This is a genomic window from Variovorax sp. Soil_C_12 (assembly GCF_057657375.1).
This window is the reverse complement of the sequence record NZ_JBDGIO010000014.1, coordinates 90819-105792: the sequence shown is the minus strand read 5'-3', so window position 1 is coordinate 105792 and position 14974 is coordinate 90819. Positions and strand designations below refer to the sequence as shown.

Here is a 14974-nt window from a genome sequence, read left to right as displayed (position 1 = left end):
CAACGCGCCCCGCGCCTCGTCCACAATCGGGCCATGCCACGCGCGCCCAAAGCACCCGCCTCCCCGCTCCCGACGCCGAGCCCCGAACCCGAGGCGGCCGCGATCGCCGCCGCACCCGACAAGAGCGCGACCATCGAAAGCATCGCCCAGGACATCGCCACCGCCATCGTCGAAAAGCGCCTGCCGCCCGGCACCTGGCTGCGCGAGGAGGCGCTGGGCCGGGTCTATGCGGTGAGCCGCACCAAGATCCGCGCGGCACTGCTGACGCTGTCCAAGGACAAGCTGATCGAGATGATTCCCGACAAGGGCGCCTTCGTCTCCAAGCCCAGCGTGCAAGAGGCGCGCGAGGTCTTCGGCGTGCGCCGCATCCTCGAGGCCGAGGTGGTGCGGCTCTTCGTCGCCAAGGCCAAGCCCGCCGACTACCGCGCGCTGGAGCAGCACATCCAGTTCGAGCGCACCACGCTGCGCGCCACCACGACCACCGGCACGGTGCGCGAGAAGCTGCTGGGCGACTTCCACGTCGCGCTGGCCGAGGCTGCGGGCAACCACACCCTGGCCGAGCTGGTGCGCGAGCTGGTGGCGCGCAGCTCGCTCATTGCGATGCTCTACCACTCCTCCAACGACCCGCACTGCTCCTCCGACGAGCACTCGGACTTCCTGCGCGTCGCCCGCAGCGGCGATGCCGAGGCGGCCGTGGCCTGCATGACCGGGCACCTGCTGCGCATCGAGGCCAACCTGCAGCTGACGACGCAGGGGCCGGACCGGCAGCTGGACCTGGTCAAGGCGCTGCTGGCTTGACGGCGCGCGAGGGCGTGATCAACCGTCGACCGGATGCGCCGGCGTCTCCAGCACCAGTTGCCAGAAGTCCACATCGAGCCAGCGCCCGAACTTGAAGCCGGCCTGCCGGATGGTGCCCGCATGCTCGAAGCCGAGCCGTTGGTGCAGCGCGATGCTGCCCTTGTTGGCCAGGTCGATGGCGCCGACCATGACGTGGACCTCCTGCGCCCTGGCGGCCGCGATCAGTTCCTGCATGAGGACCCGCCCCAGGCCCTTGCCGCGATGGTCCTTGTGGACATAAACGGAATGCTCGACCGAGTACTTGTAGGCCGGCCATGCGCGAAAGGTGCCGTAGCTCGCGAAGCCGAGCAGTTCGCCTTTGTCGTCGACCGCACCGATCACGGGGAAGCGCCCCGCCTCCTTGGTCTTGAACCAGCCGACCATGTTCTCGGGCGTGCGAGGCTTGTAGTCGTAGAGCGCGGTGGAGTTGACGATGGCGTCGTTGAAGATCTCGAGGATGGCGCCGGCATGGGCGTCGTGCGTGCAGGTGACGAAGTTCATGGCGCTCACAGCTCTTTCGTGTAGACGATGAATCCCAGGTGCTTCGCGAGCTTCTCGTAGAGCATCCGGCCGGCGGCGTTGGCATCGGGAAAGATGGGGTTCGATGGCGATGGAGCGCCCGAGTTTGCACGGAAAAGGCCACCGCCGCGCTCGCCAAGAGGCCGCCGGCCTGAGACACTGCGCGCTTCCAAGGAGCTGCACATGGACGAGCAATTCGACGCCATCGTCATCGGCAGCGGCCAGGCCGGCCCCGCGCTGGCCGACCGCCTCTCGCAGGCTGGCTGGCGCGTCGCGGTGGTCGAGCGCCACCGCTTCGGCGGCACCTGCGTCAACACCGGCTGCATCCCGACCAAGGCGATGGTGGCCAGCGCGCACGTGGCGGCGCTGCTGCATCGCAGCGAGGACTACGGCATCTCGATCCAGGGCAAGGCCGAGGTGGACTTTCCCGCGGTGATGGCGCGCAAGGGCCGGATCTCCGGCCGTTCGAGCGAGAACGTCGAGAAGTGGCTGCGCGGCATGCCGGGCGTCACGGTCATCGAGGGCCATGCGCGATTCGAGGAACCCGGCGTGGTGCGCGTGGGCGACCGCCTGCTGCGCAGCGAGCGTGTCTTCGTGAACGTGGGCGGACGCGCGAGCGAGCTGGCGCCCGAAATCCGCAACGGCGTCGACGTGCTGAACAACTCGTCGCTCATGGCGCTCGACCGCCTGCCCGAGCACCTGGGCGTGGTCGGCGGCAGCTACGTGGGACTGGAGTTCGCCCAGATGTTCAGGCGCTTCGGCTCGCGCGTGACAGTGATTCAGCGCGGCGCGCAGATCGTGCCGCGGGAGGATGCCGACGTGGCGCGCACCCTGCAGGAGATCCTGGAACGCGAGGGCGTCGAGATCCGCACCAGGAGCGAGTGCTTCGCGCTGCGGCGCGAAGGCGAGCGCATCGCGGCACGCTGGCGCTGCGGCGATGACAAGGACGAGTTCCTGTGCACGCACGTGCTCAACGCAACCGGCCGCCAGCCGAACACGGACGACCTCGGGCTGGACCGCGCCGGCGTCAAGGTCGACGAGCGCGGCTTCATCGAGGTCGACGACCAGCTGCACACCGCGGCGGCAGGCATCTGGGCGCTGGGCGAATGCAACGGCCGCGGCGCCTTCACGCACACCGCCTACAACGATTTCGAGATCGTCGCCGCCAACCTGCTGGACGACGATCCGCGGCGCGTGAGCGACCGCATTCCCGCCTATGCGCTCTACACCGATCCGCCGCTGGCGCGCATCGGCATCACGGTGGGCGAGGCGCTGGCCTCGGGGCGGCCGACCCTGATCGGCGAGCGGCCCATGTCCAGGGTCGGCCGCGCCGTGCAGAAGGGCGAGGAACAGGGCTTCCTGCGCGTGCTGGTGGATGCGCAGACGAAGCACCTGGTGGGCGCAACGCTGCTGGGCGTGGAGGCCGACGAGGCGGTGCATGCGCTGCTGACGCTGATGTACGCGCGCCAGCCCGTGTCGACCGTGCAGCGCGCCGTGTTCATCCATCCGACGGTGTCGGAGCTGCTGCCGACGGTGCTGGGCGCGTTGCGGCCGCTGGAGGCAGCGCCCGCGCGGACCTGAAGCTCGCGATTTCTGCCGCAGCGGGCAGCCGCCGCGAGAAGTCAAGCCTGTGTCTTTGCTCGGTAACGCGCCTTGTCAGCCCGTGAATTATTTGTTAGCCGCGCATGTGGCTAAGTCCGGCCGCCGGCCCCCTTTGCGACGCGCTTCCAGAGGGAAATTTATCCCCCGGGCAGGTGGATAACGTTGTGGAAAAGTCCAAGGGCAACTCATCCGTGCGAGGCCCCATGCGCGCTCCGACGGAGTGCCCGTCAAACAGGCATCCGTGGTCCCCGAGCGACGTCAAAGGGCAAGGCCGCTGGCGCGGCCTCCCAATTCGAAAACTTAGGTACTAGCCGTCGTTTACAAGCCGCGACAGAAGTACTTCCAGGAAACACCTGAAAGACGAGGCGTCGGCCTCACGGCAGCACAGGGTTGGCCTGCGCCCGCTGGATGCGGCGGTCTGCATCCCGCTGCAGCAGGAAGCGCTGCGCCACCAGGCTGTTGGCCGCGCTGGTCACGGCCGACAGGTAGCCGGCCTGGGTGCCGTACAGCGACTCGATCGAAGGCCGCGTGTCGCCCGCCGCGGTGCGCGCCGCCTCGGTCTTGTGGAAGGGGATGAAGCTGCCCGTCAGGTTGACCAGGTCGACGATGCCGGGGGTCGCCACGTAGTTGAACTCGAGGCTGGTGCCCAGCGGCGCCTGCACGTCGACGCTGCGGATGCCGGCCCGGGTGAGGCCGGTGCCCGGATCGACCTGCGGCACCAGGATCGCGTAGTCCTTGCCCATGTAGGAAGGCGGCACGACGGTCGGGATGCCGGACTCGTCCTCCGGCCGGTACTGCGGCCCGTAGTCCAGCAGGGGAAAGCCGTTGTAGCGCGCCAGGTAGCTGAAGACCGGGATCGCCGCCGGCGTGCCGCCGGCCGGCGGCCAGCTGAGGCCCGCGATGGTCGGGAACAACAGCTGGCTGGGCCGCACCAACGTGCCATCGGCCACCTTGGGCACCTGGCTGGCGGGCGGCGCGGTGTTCTTCACCACCCAGTCCTCCATGTCCATGAAGAGCGCGCGGAAGGTGTCGGCGAAGTCCACCATCGAGCCGGCGGGATAGACGGTGGCGGCCGGGTTGAAGTTGATGCCCGTCGCCAGCCCGCCGGTGCCGCTGCCGTGCTGCGTGCTCCCGTAGTAGTAGATGCGCGCGTTGGCCGGCTGCACCAGGTCGGCGAAGCCGTTGGCGTCGGTCAGCACCGGCGAGCCCTGCAGCTGCCAGAACTCGGTGCCCGAGAGACCCAGGAAGAACTTGGGGCAGGAGGCGGTGGCGGTGCAGCGCTTCATCACCCCGCCGCTGCGGCCGGAGACGGCGTCGACGTAGTCGGCGGCGAGGCCGCGCGGCGCGGTCTGCCCGAAGGCGCGGTGGTCGGTGCGCAAGCCCCCGCCGCCGCCCGGCACCGCGAAGCGCGTGTTGATGTTGGTCTGGCGTGCCGCCACGTGCGCGAAGATGCCGTCGAAGACCTTGCCGCCGTCCAGCCGCTGGTTGAAGCCCAGGTGCAGGAAGGTCTTCATCGCATTGCCCGACTGCGAGGTGCCCTGCCCGATGGTGTGGGCGATCTTCCCGGCGAGCGGGTTCGGCGTGCCGGCCGCATCGGCCGCCGCCGAGCGGAAGAAGCTGATGGTGTCGCGCAGCGCAGCGAGGCCCACGCCCATCACCTTCGGGTCCTTGGCAACGTACTGAAGCTCGTAAAGCTGGTTGGGCTGGAAGCCGCCCATGAGGCACACGCGCGCCGGGTCGGCGGTGCCGGGGAAGGGGTTGGCGGCGGCGTCGCAGTTGGCGAACTTCCAGTCCGAGGGCGCAATGGCGATGCGAGGGTCGGTCTCGTTCACGCGCCGTGTCAACTGGTAGCCGGGCTGCGTGTTGTCCATGCTCGCCGGCGCATAGGGGATCATGCTGCCGTTGAACACGCCGCCGGGCAGCGCGATCGAGGGCGTGGCCACCGAGGCGATCAGCTCGGTGGCGTAGGGCCCGGTGATCGAGGAGCCGTCCTTGTTCTTCGCCACCGGCACCGTCACGGTGAGCCGCTGCGGCGTGCTCTTGGGCACGTCGCCCTGCCAGGCCGAGAACATCCACACATAGCCGCGCTCGAAGTACTCCGCGTCGCTGGGGTTTGCCGCCAAGTTGGGCATCGTCAGGATGTTGCCGCGATTGGGCGCGTCGTAGCGCAGCACGCCGTTGGCCTTGCTCATGTCCTTGGGCTTGAGCATCACGAAGTCGGCGCTGTACTCGACCATGCCACGGGCGTTGACGGGCGCGAGCTCCAGGTCCTGGATGATCGCGTTCTTGGGGTCCTTGGGATCGAGCTCGCCGCTGATCGTCCCGGTGAGCTGCTCGTAGGCGCCGACGCTGCCGAAGCTGCCGGGGTAGTCGGCGGTGGCGCTGATGGCGAGCTTCGTCTGCGGTGTGGCCGCGGCCGGTGCCGGGGTGGTCGCCACCGGCAGGAATCCGGAAAAGCCGCCACCACCGCCTCCGCCGCAGGCGCTCAGTGTCAGTGTCGCGATCGCCCATGCGGCGGCGAAGAGTGCGCGCCGGCGGCGCGCCTCCTGGGTTTTTTGCATGCTTGTCTCCTGGTTGTTGTGCGAGAGCGTCCGGCCGCTTACTCGGCCTCGATGCCGGCCGCCTTCACGATGCGGCCCCACTTCTGCGACTCGCCGGCCTGGAACTTCGCGAGCTCCTCGGGCGTGCTGGTGAACACCTCGGTGCCGGTCGGGTCGTAGAAGGCGGTCTTGGCGGCCTCGCTCTTCGCGGCCTTCACCAGCAACTCGTTGAGCCGCTTCACCACCGCGGGCGGCGTCTTCGCGGGCGCGTAGGCGGCGAACCAGTAGCCCATCTCGTAGCCCTTCACGCCGGCCTCGGCGATGGTGGGCACCTCGGGCGCGAGCGGCGAGCGCTTCGCGCCGGAGACGCCGAGCGCGCGCAGCTTGCCGGCCTTGACCTGAGGCAGGCCGGTCGCGGTGTCGGTGATCATCATGTCGATCTGGCCGCCCAGCAGGTCCGTCACGGCCAAGGGGTTGCTCTTGTACGGCACGTGCAGCAGCTTGATGTCGGCCAGCTGCTGCAGCAGCTCGCCCGCCATGCGGCTGGACGAGCTGCCGCTGCCGAAGCTGTGCTTGCCCGGGTCCTTCTTCGCGAGCGCGACGAACTCGGCCACCGTCTTCGCCGGAAAGTCGGGCCGCACCACCATGATCTGGCCGCCTTTGCCCAAGGCGGCGACGGGGGCGAAGTCCTTCACCGGGTCGTAGGGCAGCTTCTTGAACAGGTGCTCGTTGGCCGCGTGCGTGGTGTTGGTGGTGATCAGCACGGTGTAGCCGTCGGGCGCGGCCTTGGCCACCTGCTGCGAGGCGATGAAGCCGCTGGCACCGGCCTTGTTGTCGATCACCACCGGCTGCTTCGCCTCGGCCGTCACGCCGTTGCCCAGCGCGCGGGCGATCTGGTCGGTCGCGCTGCCGGCCGCGAAGGGCACGACGAAGGTGATGGGCTTCTCGGGATAGCCCTGCGCCGCGGCGCTGCCCGCGGCGAGCAGCGCGGCGAGGACCAGCGGAAGGGATGACGATCGGATCATGGTTGCTTGTCTCCTTGGGGTCGTTGAATGGGTGAAAAGGGGATTCGACGCTCAGCCTTCGGGGGGCCCGCGAGGCGGTGCAGCAGCGCTTCAGGCACCTCCAGCGTCATGTCCAGCAGCAGGAAGGACAGCGCCTTGCCATGCGCATCGAGGTTGAGCGCGTCGTTGACGCCGCCGTCGAGCACGCCGTCGAGCACGAAATTCATGGCATGAAGGCGCGGCAGCAGGAAGCGCTGCACACCGCTGGGCGCGCGATGGCGGAACTGCGCGGCCACCGCCTCGGGCGTGATCTGCTCGACCAGCAGCGGGTAGAGCTCTGGATGCCAGGCGATCACGCTGATGTTGGAACGGTCGCCCTTGTCTCCGGTGCGCCCATGGGCAGCGCGGAACAATGGGACGCGATGCGTTTGATGGGTCATGCCTGCTCCTCCAGCATCTCGAAGCGCACCGGCACCTGCTCGCGCGGCAGCAGGCAGGAGCGCGTGTTGAGGCGCGGCGTGAGCGCGGTGCGCACGCCGCCGCCGCCGGCCGGGCCGCAGGTGTAGAGCGCCATCACCTCGCGCGTGAGCCGCTCGGCCTGCGCGCGCTCGTCGTGCACCGCGGCCACCCGCAGCCGCACGTCGCGCGCCTCGCCCGCGGGCGCGGCCGCCAGGGCGCGGCCGCCGTCGTCGGCCAGGATGCTGAGGGCGCCGATCAGATCGACGCGCAGCGCAAGCCCCGCGAGCCGGCTGCGCAGGATGTCGGCCGCCAGCCGGGCCCGTGCCTCGGCGCGCGCGCCGGCATAGGAGATCTCGCCCTCGGCCAGCCAGCCGCCCTCGTAGCAGACGTTGACCTTGTACTGCGCCGGCCGCGCATGGCCGCGCACGCCGGACAGCGCCACGCGGTCGGCGCCGGCGGCGCGCACTTCGGCCTCGCCGATGTCGGCCACCACGTCGGGCGTGAGGTAGGCGGCCGGGTCGTGCACCTCGTAGAGCAGCTGCTCCTTGACCGTGGCCTCGCTCACGAAGCCGCCGGTGCCTTCGGCCTTGCCCAGCGTGCAGCCGCCGTCGGCATCGATCTCGGCGATGGGGAAGCCGATCGCATCCAGCCCCGGCACGTCCTTGTAGCCCGGGTCGGCGAAGTAGCCGCCGCAGACCTGCGCGCCGCATTCGAGCAGATGGCCGGCCATGGTGGCGCGGCCCAGGCGCTGCCAGTCGTCGGCGCGCCACCCGAAATGCGACATCGCCGGCCCGACGGTGAGCGAAGGATCGGCCACGCGCCCGCAGACCACGATCTGCGCGCCGGCATCGAGGGCCGCGGCGATCGGCTCCGCGCCGATGTAGGCGTTGGCGCTGACCACACGCATGCCGTCCATCGCCGCGCCCAGCCGCTCGCGCAGCAGCGAGCGGTGCTCGTTGCCCGAGAGATCGTCGCCCTCCACCACCGCGATGCGCGGCGCGGGGGCACCGAGCTCGCGGGCCAGGCGGGCGATGTGGCGCGCCGCCGCCCGCGGGTTGGCGGCACCGAAGTTGCTGACGATGCGAATGCCGTGCGCGAGGCAGCGCGCCAGCACCGGCCGCAGCATCGCGTCGAGCAGCGGCTCGTAGCCGGCTTCGGGGTCGGCGCGGCGGCGCAGCTGGGCCAGGGCCAGCGTGCGCTCGGCCAGCGTTTCGAAGATGAGGAAGGCGCGCTGTCCCGCGGGCCCGCCCGCGAGCCGGGCGATCAGGGTGTCCACCACGGGGCCGGCGGCATCGGTGCGGTCGCCGGAGAAGCCGGCGGCGCAGCCGATCAGCAGGGAGGATGCAGGGGAAGAACTCATGCTTGTCTCGGGTTGTGATGCGAATGTAGGCATTCCTCAGTCATCCGTAAAATCGAAACTTCGGATCGGCTCATTCGAATTCCAGATCAATTCACCACATAGAAGACACATGGCAGCCACGGAACTCTCCACCCGCCAGCTGCGCGCCTTCGTCGCGCTGGCCGACCTGCCCAACTTCACGCGCGCCGCGCAGGCCTGCCATCTGTCGCAACCGGCCTTCAGCACGCTGATCCGCCAGCTGGAGCAGGAGGTGGGCACGCGCCTGTTCGACCGCAACACGCGCAGCGTGCAGCTCACGCCGGAGGGACGCCTGTTCGAAGCCTCGGCGCGACGGCTGTTGGCCGACGTCGAGCGCGCGATCGGCGACCTGGGCGACCACGTGGAGCGCCGCAAGGGCCGCGTGCACGTCGCCGCCCTGCCCTCGCTGGCAGCGGGCTGGCTGCCCGCGCTCTTCTCGGACTTCCACGCGCAATGGCCCGGCATCGAGCTGGCGCTGAGCGACCAGCTGTCGGACGCCTGCATCGACCTCGTGCGCGGCGGCCAGGCCGACTTCGCGCTGGCGGCGGTCGGCAGCCGCGCGGCCGACAGCGCCGAGCTGCGCATGCGCGTGCTATGCACCGATCGTTTCCACCTGGTGTGCCGGGCCGACCATCCGCTGGCGACCGAGCGCCGGCTCACGCTGCGCAAGCTCCAGCCCTACGCCTTCATCCACATGACGCGCAACAGCAGCGTGCGGCAGGCGCTCGAGGTCGCGCTGCATCCGCTGGCGATGAACACGGTGCTGGAGGTCGAGCAACTGGCCACCGTGATGGGCATGGTCGAGGCCGGCCTCGGCATCAGCGTGGTGCCCACGCTCACGCTCTACCAGTTCAGGCGCGAGACCATCGCAATCCGGCCGCTGCCGCTGCCCCAGCTCACGCGGCGCATCTACGTGGTGCAGCGGCGCGAGGGCAGCCTGTCGGCGGCGGCGCAAGGGCTGCATGACATGGTGGTGGAGCGGCTGGGGTCGCTGTCGATCTGAGGACGGGCGGTTCGAGTCCCCCACATTGGAGGGATGTGCGTCGAGGGTCGAAGAGGCAGAATGCGCCAGGGAGTCCAGGTGGGTCCACGAGCCACCGCCATCACGCCGCGCAAGCGACACGTGACCAGGAGAGCCCCATGGACGATTTCGACCGTCTCAAGTACCTCCGGCTGGCGCTCCGCGTATTCGGGGTGGTGTTCATCGTGGGCGTCTACCCGCTCACCCTCCTCTGGCCCTCAGGCTGGGCATGGCACGCCTCCGGGCAGTCCGAATACCTTCAGATGATCATCGCGATCTACGCCACGCTGGGCGTCTTTCTGCTCCTTGCCGCGCGCGACCCCGAGCGGCACCTGAGCCTCATTTCCTTCACCATCTGGTCCAGCGTCGCGCATGGCGCCACCATGGCCGTGCAGTCCGTGACCAACACGCAGCACATCGGCCACCTCTATGGGGACGTTCTCGCGCTGTTCCTTGTCGCCGCGGTGCTGGGTTGGCTGTCTCCTCGGGCCCTTGCGTTCAAGTTCGCCCGGGTTGCGGCTTGAGACACCACGACGCGCTCGAAGGGGAAAGTCCCGCGCGCTGGCGAATGCTGGCAGTACTCGCCGTCGCCCTCGTCCTTTCGATGACGACCTGGTTCTCGGCTTCCGCAGTGGTGCCCCAGCTGCGGCAGGAGTGGGCGCTTTCCGCTGACGCCACCGCCTGGCTGACCATCGCCGTGCAACTCGGCTTCGTGTGCGGTGCGCTGGTTTCGAGTGCCCTGAATGTTTCCGACATGGTCTCGCCCAGGCGTGTGATCCTGGGCGGAACGATCGGCGCTGGCGCCGCGAACGCACTGCTGGGCCTTGCCGGGGCGGGCGATATCGGAATCGCGCTGCGCTTCGCCACAGGCTTTTTCCTGGCGGGCGTGTACCCGCCAGCCCTCAAGCTGATGGCCACATGGTTTCGCAGGGACCGCGGAGTCGCACTCGGCATCCTCGTGGGCGCGATCGTCCTGGGGCAGGCGATGCCCCATCTCATCAATGGTCTGGGCGGGCTGGATTGGCGCGTGGTGATCCACCTGACTTCCGCTCTCACGCTCGCAGGCGGCTTGATCGCGGCGTTCGCCGTGAGGGAGGGCACCTTCCCATTTCCGAAGGCAACATTCGACCCCAGGCAGATTTGGCGCGTCTTCGGCAACCGCGGCGTCCGGCTTGCTTCCATGGGCTACTTTGGCCACATGTGGGAGTTGTTCGCCATGTACGCCTGGTTCCTCCTGTTCTTTTCCGAGGCGCTGGCGGCACGGGGTGTCGCAGGTGGCTCGGCTGCCGCGTTTGCAACGTTTGCGGTCATTGCCGTCGGGGCATTGGGCTGCTGGGTCGGCGGCATCCTGGGAGACCGCTGGGGCAGGACCCGGACGACCGCGCTCATGATGAGCCTGTCCGGCTGCTGCTGCATCCTGATGGGCCTGCTGTTCGGCTCTTCCACATGGCTGCTGCTCGTCGTCGCACTGGTGTGGGGCTTCACGGTCGTGGCCGACTCGGCGCAGTTCTCCGCGATGGTCACCGAACTTGCGGATCCGTCCTATGTCGGAACGGCGTTGACGTTGCAACTCGCTGTCGGATTCGTCCTCACGGGCGTGACGATCTGGCTGATCCCGGTGGTCGCACAAGCCTTTGGATGGCGGTGGGTGTTCGTGTTGCTCGCGCCGGGTCCCGCGCTGGGAACGCTGGCGATGCTGCGGCTGAAATCCCTGCCGGAAGCAGCCCGACTCGCCGGAGGGGTCGGCTGAGGCGCATTCACCCCTCGACCTGCTGCGACAACTCGCGGCACTGCTGCTGTTCGATGCTGCGGCCCAAAAAGCTCCAGAGCCGCTCGTCCTCGCTGAACGCGACATTGAAGCGCAGCCAGCCGGTCGGACGCGGATTGACCAGGAACAACTGCCCCGGGCCGAGCATGATGCCCTCGGCGGCCGCGCGCGTAGACAGTTCGGCACTGTCGACGATGTCCGGATGCCGGGCCCACAGATACATCCCCGCCGATGCCTCATGGAACAGCTCGAAGCCCAGTGCGTCCAGCCGGCGCGCCACGCCGGCCTGTGCCCGGCCCAGCCGGTCGCGCAGCGACTTGAGATGCTTGCGCCAGCGGCCGTCGGTCACGGTGCCGAAGGCCAGCCGCTCGGTGATGTCCGAGGAGGTCAGTCCCGAGACCATCTTGAGCTGGGCCAAGTCTTCGAGCAGTTCGGGCCTGGCGACGACATAGCCGACGCGGATGTTCGGCGAAATGGTCTTCGAGAAGCTGCTCACGTAGACGACCTCGCGCAACTGCCCCAGGCTGGCAAGCGAGGGCCGCATCGACGCGTCCATGTCGGCGTAGATGTCGTTCTCGACCAGCATGAAATCGTGCGCCCGGGCGAGTTCCAGCAGCCGCACGAGCTGCGGCAGGGAAGCCGTCGAGCAAGTCGGGCTCTGCAGCCGCGGCTGCGTGAAGAAGGCCTTGGGCCGATGCACCGCCAGCAGCGCCTCCAATGCCGGGAGGTCGTAGCCGGTCGGCGTGCGCGGCACGCCGATGAGCTGGACGCCCAGGAAGCGCAGCATGAACATCAGATTGGGATAGCCGGGGTCATCCACCAGCACCGCTTCGCCCGGCTTCAGCAGCCGGCGCGCCACCAGGTCCAGCGCCTGGCTGGAGCCCTGGGTCAGCAGCACCTGCGCGGCGTCGACCACGATCTGGCGCTCCGAGAGCGATTCCGCCACCGCCATGCGCAGCGCCATGTGCCCGAAGGGCAGGCCGTAGCCGCCGATGTCGGTGCCGCCGGCGGACAGGTGGCGCAGGCTGCGGCGCATGCCATCCTCGAACAGCCAGTCGTGCGGAAGCCAGCCGCAGCCCGGCTTGAGCTGCAGGTTGCGGTTCTCGAAGATCTGCTGCAGGTACCACCGTGCGTCGAAGCGCGGGTCGGCGCGCGGCGTACCGGTCGCACCGGCGGCGCCCTCCTCGCTGCGCCGCTTGACGAAGAATCCCGCGTTGGCGCGCGACACCAGCAGGCCCTGGGCCACCAGCCGGTCGTAGGCCTCGACCACGGTGAAGACGCTGACGCCGTGGGCGGCGGCGAAGGCGCGGATCGACGGCAGCTTGCTGTCGGCCTTGAGTCTCTGGGTGCCGATCAACCCGCGCAGCCCCTCCACGATCTGGCTGACCAGAGGTGTTGGAAGTTCGGGGCGAAGAATGAGCATCGGAGGAAGCCTGGGCAGACCGGTCTGCACCACATGGAGGAAAGTATGTACAGGATACAAGACCAGTACAGTCCGCCGAATCGGCGCTCCGGCTGTACATGGCCGCGCCGGCTTGCGAAACCTAAAGTGCCGCCATTCCCATTCCACCGACGGCATCCGACTTGCTAGTAGACGAAGACCCGGCGCTGCCGGCGGACAGTTTCGCCGCGCTGCGCTGATCGACCCATCCTTGAACACCGCCATGACCCAAGAACCTCTGGTGCGCTTCCAGCGCGTCCAGAAAACCTACGACGGCGAACAGCTGGTGGTGCGCCAGCTCGACCTGGACATCCACCGCGGCGAATTCCTGAGCCTGCTCGGGCCTTCGGGTTCTGGCAAGACCACCACGCTGATGATGCTGGCGGGCTTCGAGTCGCCGACCTCCGGCGACATCCTGCTCGACGGCCGCCACATCACCGGCACGCCGCCGCACAAGCGGCACTTCGGCATGGTGTTCCAGAACTACGCCTTGTTCCCGCATCTCAGCGTGGGCCAGAACGTGGCCTACCCGCTCACGGTGCGCAAGGTGCCGAAGGACGAGCAGCAGCGCCGCGTGAAACGCGCGCTCGAGATGGTGCAGCTGCGCGGCATGGACAACCGGCTGCCCGGCCGGCTTTCCGGAGGCCAGCAGCAGCGCGTGGCGCTGGCGCGCGCCCTGGTGTTCGAGCCCCAGCTGGTGCTGATGGACGAACCGCTCGGCGCGCTCGACAAGCAGCTGCGCGAACACATGCAGATCGAGCTCAAGGAACTGCATCGCCAGCTCGGCGTGACCTTCGTCTACGTGACGCACGACCAGGGCGAAGCCCTCACCATGAGCGACCGCGTCGCCGTGTTCAACGAAGGCGTGATCCAGCAGCTCGACACGGTGGAGCAGCTGTACGAGAAGCCGGCCAACCGTTTCGTCGCCGGCTTCGTCGGCGACAACACGGTGCTCAAGGGCGTGCTGCGCAGCGGCGGCAACTGTGCCGAGATGGCGCTGCCCGACGGCCGCGTACTGACCGGCCTGAATGTGAGCGGCGCGGCGGCAGGCGCCCAGGTCGAGGCCTGCATCCGCCCCGAACGCGTGGTGCTGCAGCGGCAGGTCGAGGCAGCGGACCCCGAGGTGCTCCAGGCCGAGTTGGCACGCGTCATCTACTTCGGCGACCACCTGCGGCTGCTGTGCACCATCGGCGGCGGCCAGGCGGACGCCACGGTCAAGCTGCCGCTGAGCGGCCTGCAGGGCGCCGCACCGCCGCAAAGCGGCGAGCGAGTCTGGCTCAGGTTCCCGGTCGACCACGTGCGCATCTATGCGGCATGAGCGCCTTCGCATCCCTTCTTTTTTCTGCCACCGCCAACCCACAAGGAATCTTCCTTCCATGAAAAAGACCCGCCTCGCCCTCGTCGTGGCCGCCGTGCTCGCGCTGCCGGCATTTGCGCAGCAGCAGATCACCGTCGTCAACTTCGGCGGCGCCAACGCCAATGCCCAGAAGAAGGCTTACTACGAGCCCTATGAAAAGACCGGCACCAAGGTCATCCCGGTCGAATACAACGGCGAGCAGGCCAAGATCAAGGCCATGGTCGAGACCAAGAAGGTCACCTGGGACGTGGTCGAGGTCGAGTCGCCCGACGCTGCGCGCGGCTGTGACGAAGGCCTGTTCGAGAAGCTGGACTACGCGAAGATCGGCAACAAGGCGGACTTCCTGCCGGCCGCCGTCACCGAATGCGGCGTCGGGGTGTTCGTGTGGTCCACCGTCATGGCCTACAACGGCGAGAAGCTCAAGACGGCCCCCACCTCCTGGGCCGATTTCTGGGACGTGAAGAAGATCCCGGGCAAGCGCGGCATGCGCAAGGGCGCGCGCTACAACCTCGAGTTCGCGCTGATGGCCGACGGCGTGAAGCCGGCCGATGTCTACAAGGTGCTGGCCACCAAGGAGGGCGCCGACCGCGCCTTCAAGAAGCTCACCGAACTCAAGCCGAACATCCAGTGGTGGGAGGCCGGCGCGCAACCGCCGCAGTTCCTGGTGGCCGGCGACGTGGTGCTGACCACCGTCTTCAACGGCCGCATCGACGCCGCCAACCGCGAAGGCCGCAAGCTGAAGATCTTCTGGCCGGGCGGTATCTACGACCTCGATTACTGGGTCATTCCGAAGGGCGCGCCCAACAAGGAGGCCTCGCTCAAGTTCATCCAGTTCGCCATGCAGCCCGCAACGCAGGCGGTCTATGCGCAGAACATCGCCTACGGCCCAACCAACACCAAGGCGCTGGCGTCGCTCGACAAGAAGATTCTGGACGACCTGCCGACCTCCGCCGCCAACGCCAAGGAAGGCATCCAGTTCAGCGTCGCCTTCTGGGCCGACCAGGGCGAGGCGCTCGAGAAGCGCTTCGCCTCTTGGGCGACGCAGTAA

The 14974-nt window shown here is 68.6% G+C and carries 13 protein-coding genes; 7 read left to right on the top strand and 6 right to left on the bottom strand.

The window, feature by feature from the left end; genetic code table 11:
- The first annotated feature begins 33 nt into the window (after nucleotides 1-33).
- Complete coding sequence (locus AC3A6X_RS28755; protein WP_487845352.1) at nucleotides 34-798, top strand: GntR family transcriptional regulator; 765 nt, start codon at nucleotides 34-36, stop codon at nucleotides 796-798.
- 18 nt (nucleotides 799-816) lie between these two features.
- Here AC3A6X_RS28755 and AC3A6X_RS28750 read toward each other — a convergent pair whose 3' ends face one another.
- Nucleotides 817-1338, bottom strand: coding sequence for an N-acetyltransferase family protein (locus AC3A6X_RS28750; protein WP_487845351.1), 522 nt, complete (start codon nucleotides 1336-1338; stop codon nucleotides 817-819).
- 201 nt (nucleotides 1339-1539) lie between these two features.
- Here AC3A6X_RS28750 and AC3A6X_RS28745 point away from each other — a divergent pair, with 201 nt between their 5' ends.
- Complete coding sequence (locus AC3A6X_RS28745; protein ID WP_487845350.1) at nucleotides 1540-2937, top strand: FAD-containing oxidoreductase; 1398 nt, start codon at nucleotides 1540-1542, stop codon at nucleotides 2935-2937.
- Nucleotides 2938-3332: 395 nt separating this feature from the next.
- Here AC3A6X_RS28745 and AC3A6X_RS28740 read toward each other — a convergent pair whose 3' ends face one another.
- Genes AC3A6X_RS28740 through AC3A6X_RS28725 form a run of 4 tightly spaced genes read right to left on the bottom strand, consistent with a single transcriptional unit; the run spans nucleotide 3333 to nucleotide 8321 of the window.
- Nucleotides 3333-5519: an alpha/beta hydrolase domain-containing protein gene (locus tag AC3A6X_RS28740; protein WP_487845349.1), complete on the bottom strand. Its 2187-nt coding sequence runs from the start codon at nucleotides 5517-5519 to the stop codon at nucleotides 3333-3335.
- Nucleotides 5520-5557: 38 nt separating this feature from the next.
- Nucleotides 5558-6523: a Bug family tripartite tricarboxylate transporter substrate binding protein gene (locus AC3A6X_RS28735; protein ID WP_309973564.1), complete on the bottom strand. Its 966-nt coding sequence runs from the start codon at nucleotides 6521-6523 to the stop codon at nucleotides 5558-5560.
- Entirely contained in the window at nucleotides 6520-6942 is a 423-nt protein-coding gene (locus AC3A6X_RS28730; RefSeq protein ID WP_487845348.1) for an AtuA-related protein, read from the bottom strand. Before AC3A6X_RS28730 ends, AC3A6X_RS28735 begins: the two co-directional genes overlap by 4 nt.
- Entirely contained in the window at nucleotides 6939-8321 is a 1383-nt protein-coding gene (locus tag AC3A6X_RS28725) for an acyclic terpene utilization AtuA family protein (RefSeq protein ID WP_487845347.1), read from the bottom strand. Before AC3A6X_RS28725 ends, AC3A6X_RS28730 begins: the two co-directional genes overlap by 4 nt.
- A gap of 109 nt (nucleotides 8322-8430) precedes the next feature.
- Here AC3A6X_RS28725 and AC3A6X_RS28720 point away from each other — a divergent pair, with 109 nt between their 5' ends.
- The 3 genes from AC3A6X_RS28720 (at nucleotide 8431) to AC3A6X_RS28710 (ending at nucleotide 11110) form a co-directional block, all read left to right on the top strand.
- Entirely contained in the window at nucleotides 8431-9342 is a 912-nt protein-coding gene (locus AC3A6X_RS28720) for a LysR family transcriptional regulator (protein WP_487845346.1), read from the top strand.
- Between the two features lie 137 nt (nucleotides 9343-9479).
- Complete coding sequence (locus AC3A6X_RS28715; protein WP_487845345.1) at nucleotides 9480-9884, top strand: DUF6632 domain-containing protein; 405 nt, start codon at nucleotides 9480-9482, stop codon at nucleotides 9882-9884.
- 44 nt (nucleotides 9885-9928) lie between these two features.
- Nucleotides 9929-11110: an MFS transporter gene (locus AC3A6X_RS28710; protein WP_487845344.1), complete on the top strand. Its 1182-nt coding sequence runs from the start codon at nucleotides 9929-9931 to the stop codon at nucleotides 11108-11110.
- A 7-nt stretch (nucleotides 11111-11117) separates the two neighbouring features.
- Here the strand turns inward: AC3A6X_RS28710 and AC3A6X_RS28705 are convergent, their stop codons facing one another.
- Complete coding sequence (locus AC3A6X_RS28705; RefSeq protein WP_487845343.1) at nucleotides 11118-12551, bottom strand: aminotransferase-like domain-containing protein; 1434 nt, start codon at nucleotides 12549-12551, stop codon at nucleotides 11118-11120.
- Nucleotides 12552-12792: 241 nt separating this feature from the next.
- On the opposite strand from AC3A6X_RS28705, the gene AC3A6X_RS28700 reads away from it, so the two are divergent.
- A complete protein-coding gene (locus tag AC3A6X_RS28700) occupies nucleotides 12793-13887 on the top strand; it encodes an ABC transporter ATP-binding protein (RefSeq protein ID WP_487845342.1) in 1095 nt (364 codons plus the stop codon).
- A gap of 58 nt (nucleotides 13888-13945) precedes the next feature.
- Nucleotides 13946-14974 carry an ABC transporter substrate-binding protein gene (locus AC3A6X_RS28695; RefSeq protein ID WP_487845341.1) on the top strand — a complete coding sequence of 343 codons (1029 nt, stop codon included), beginning with the start codon at nucleotides 13946-13948 and terminating at the stop codon, nucleotides 14972-14974.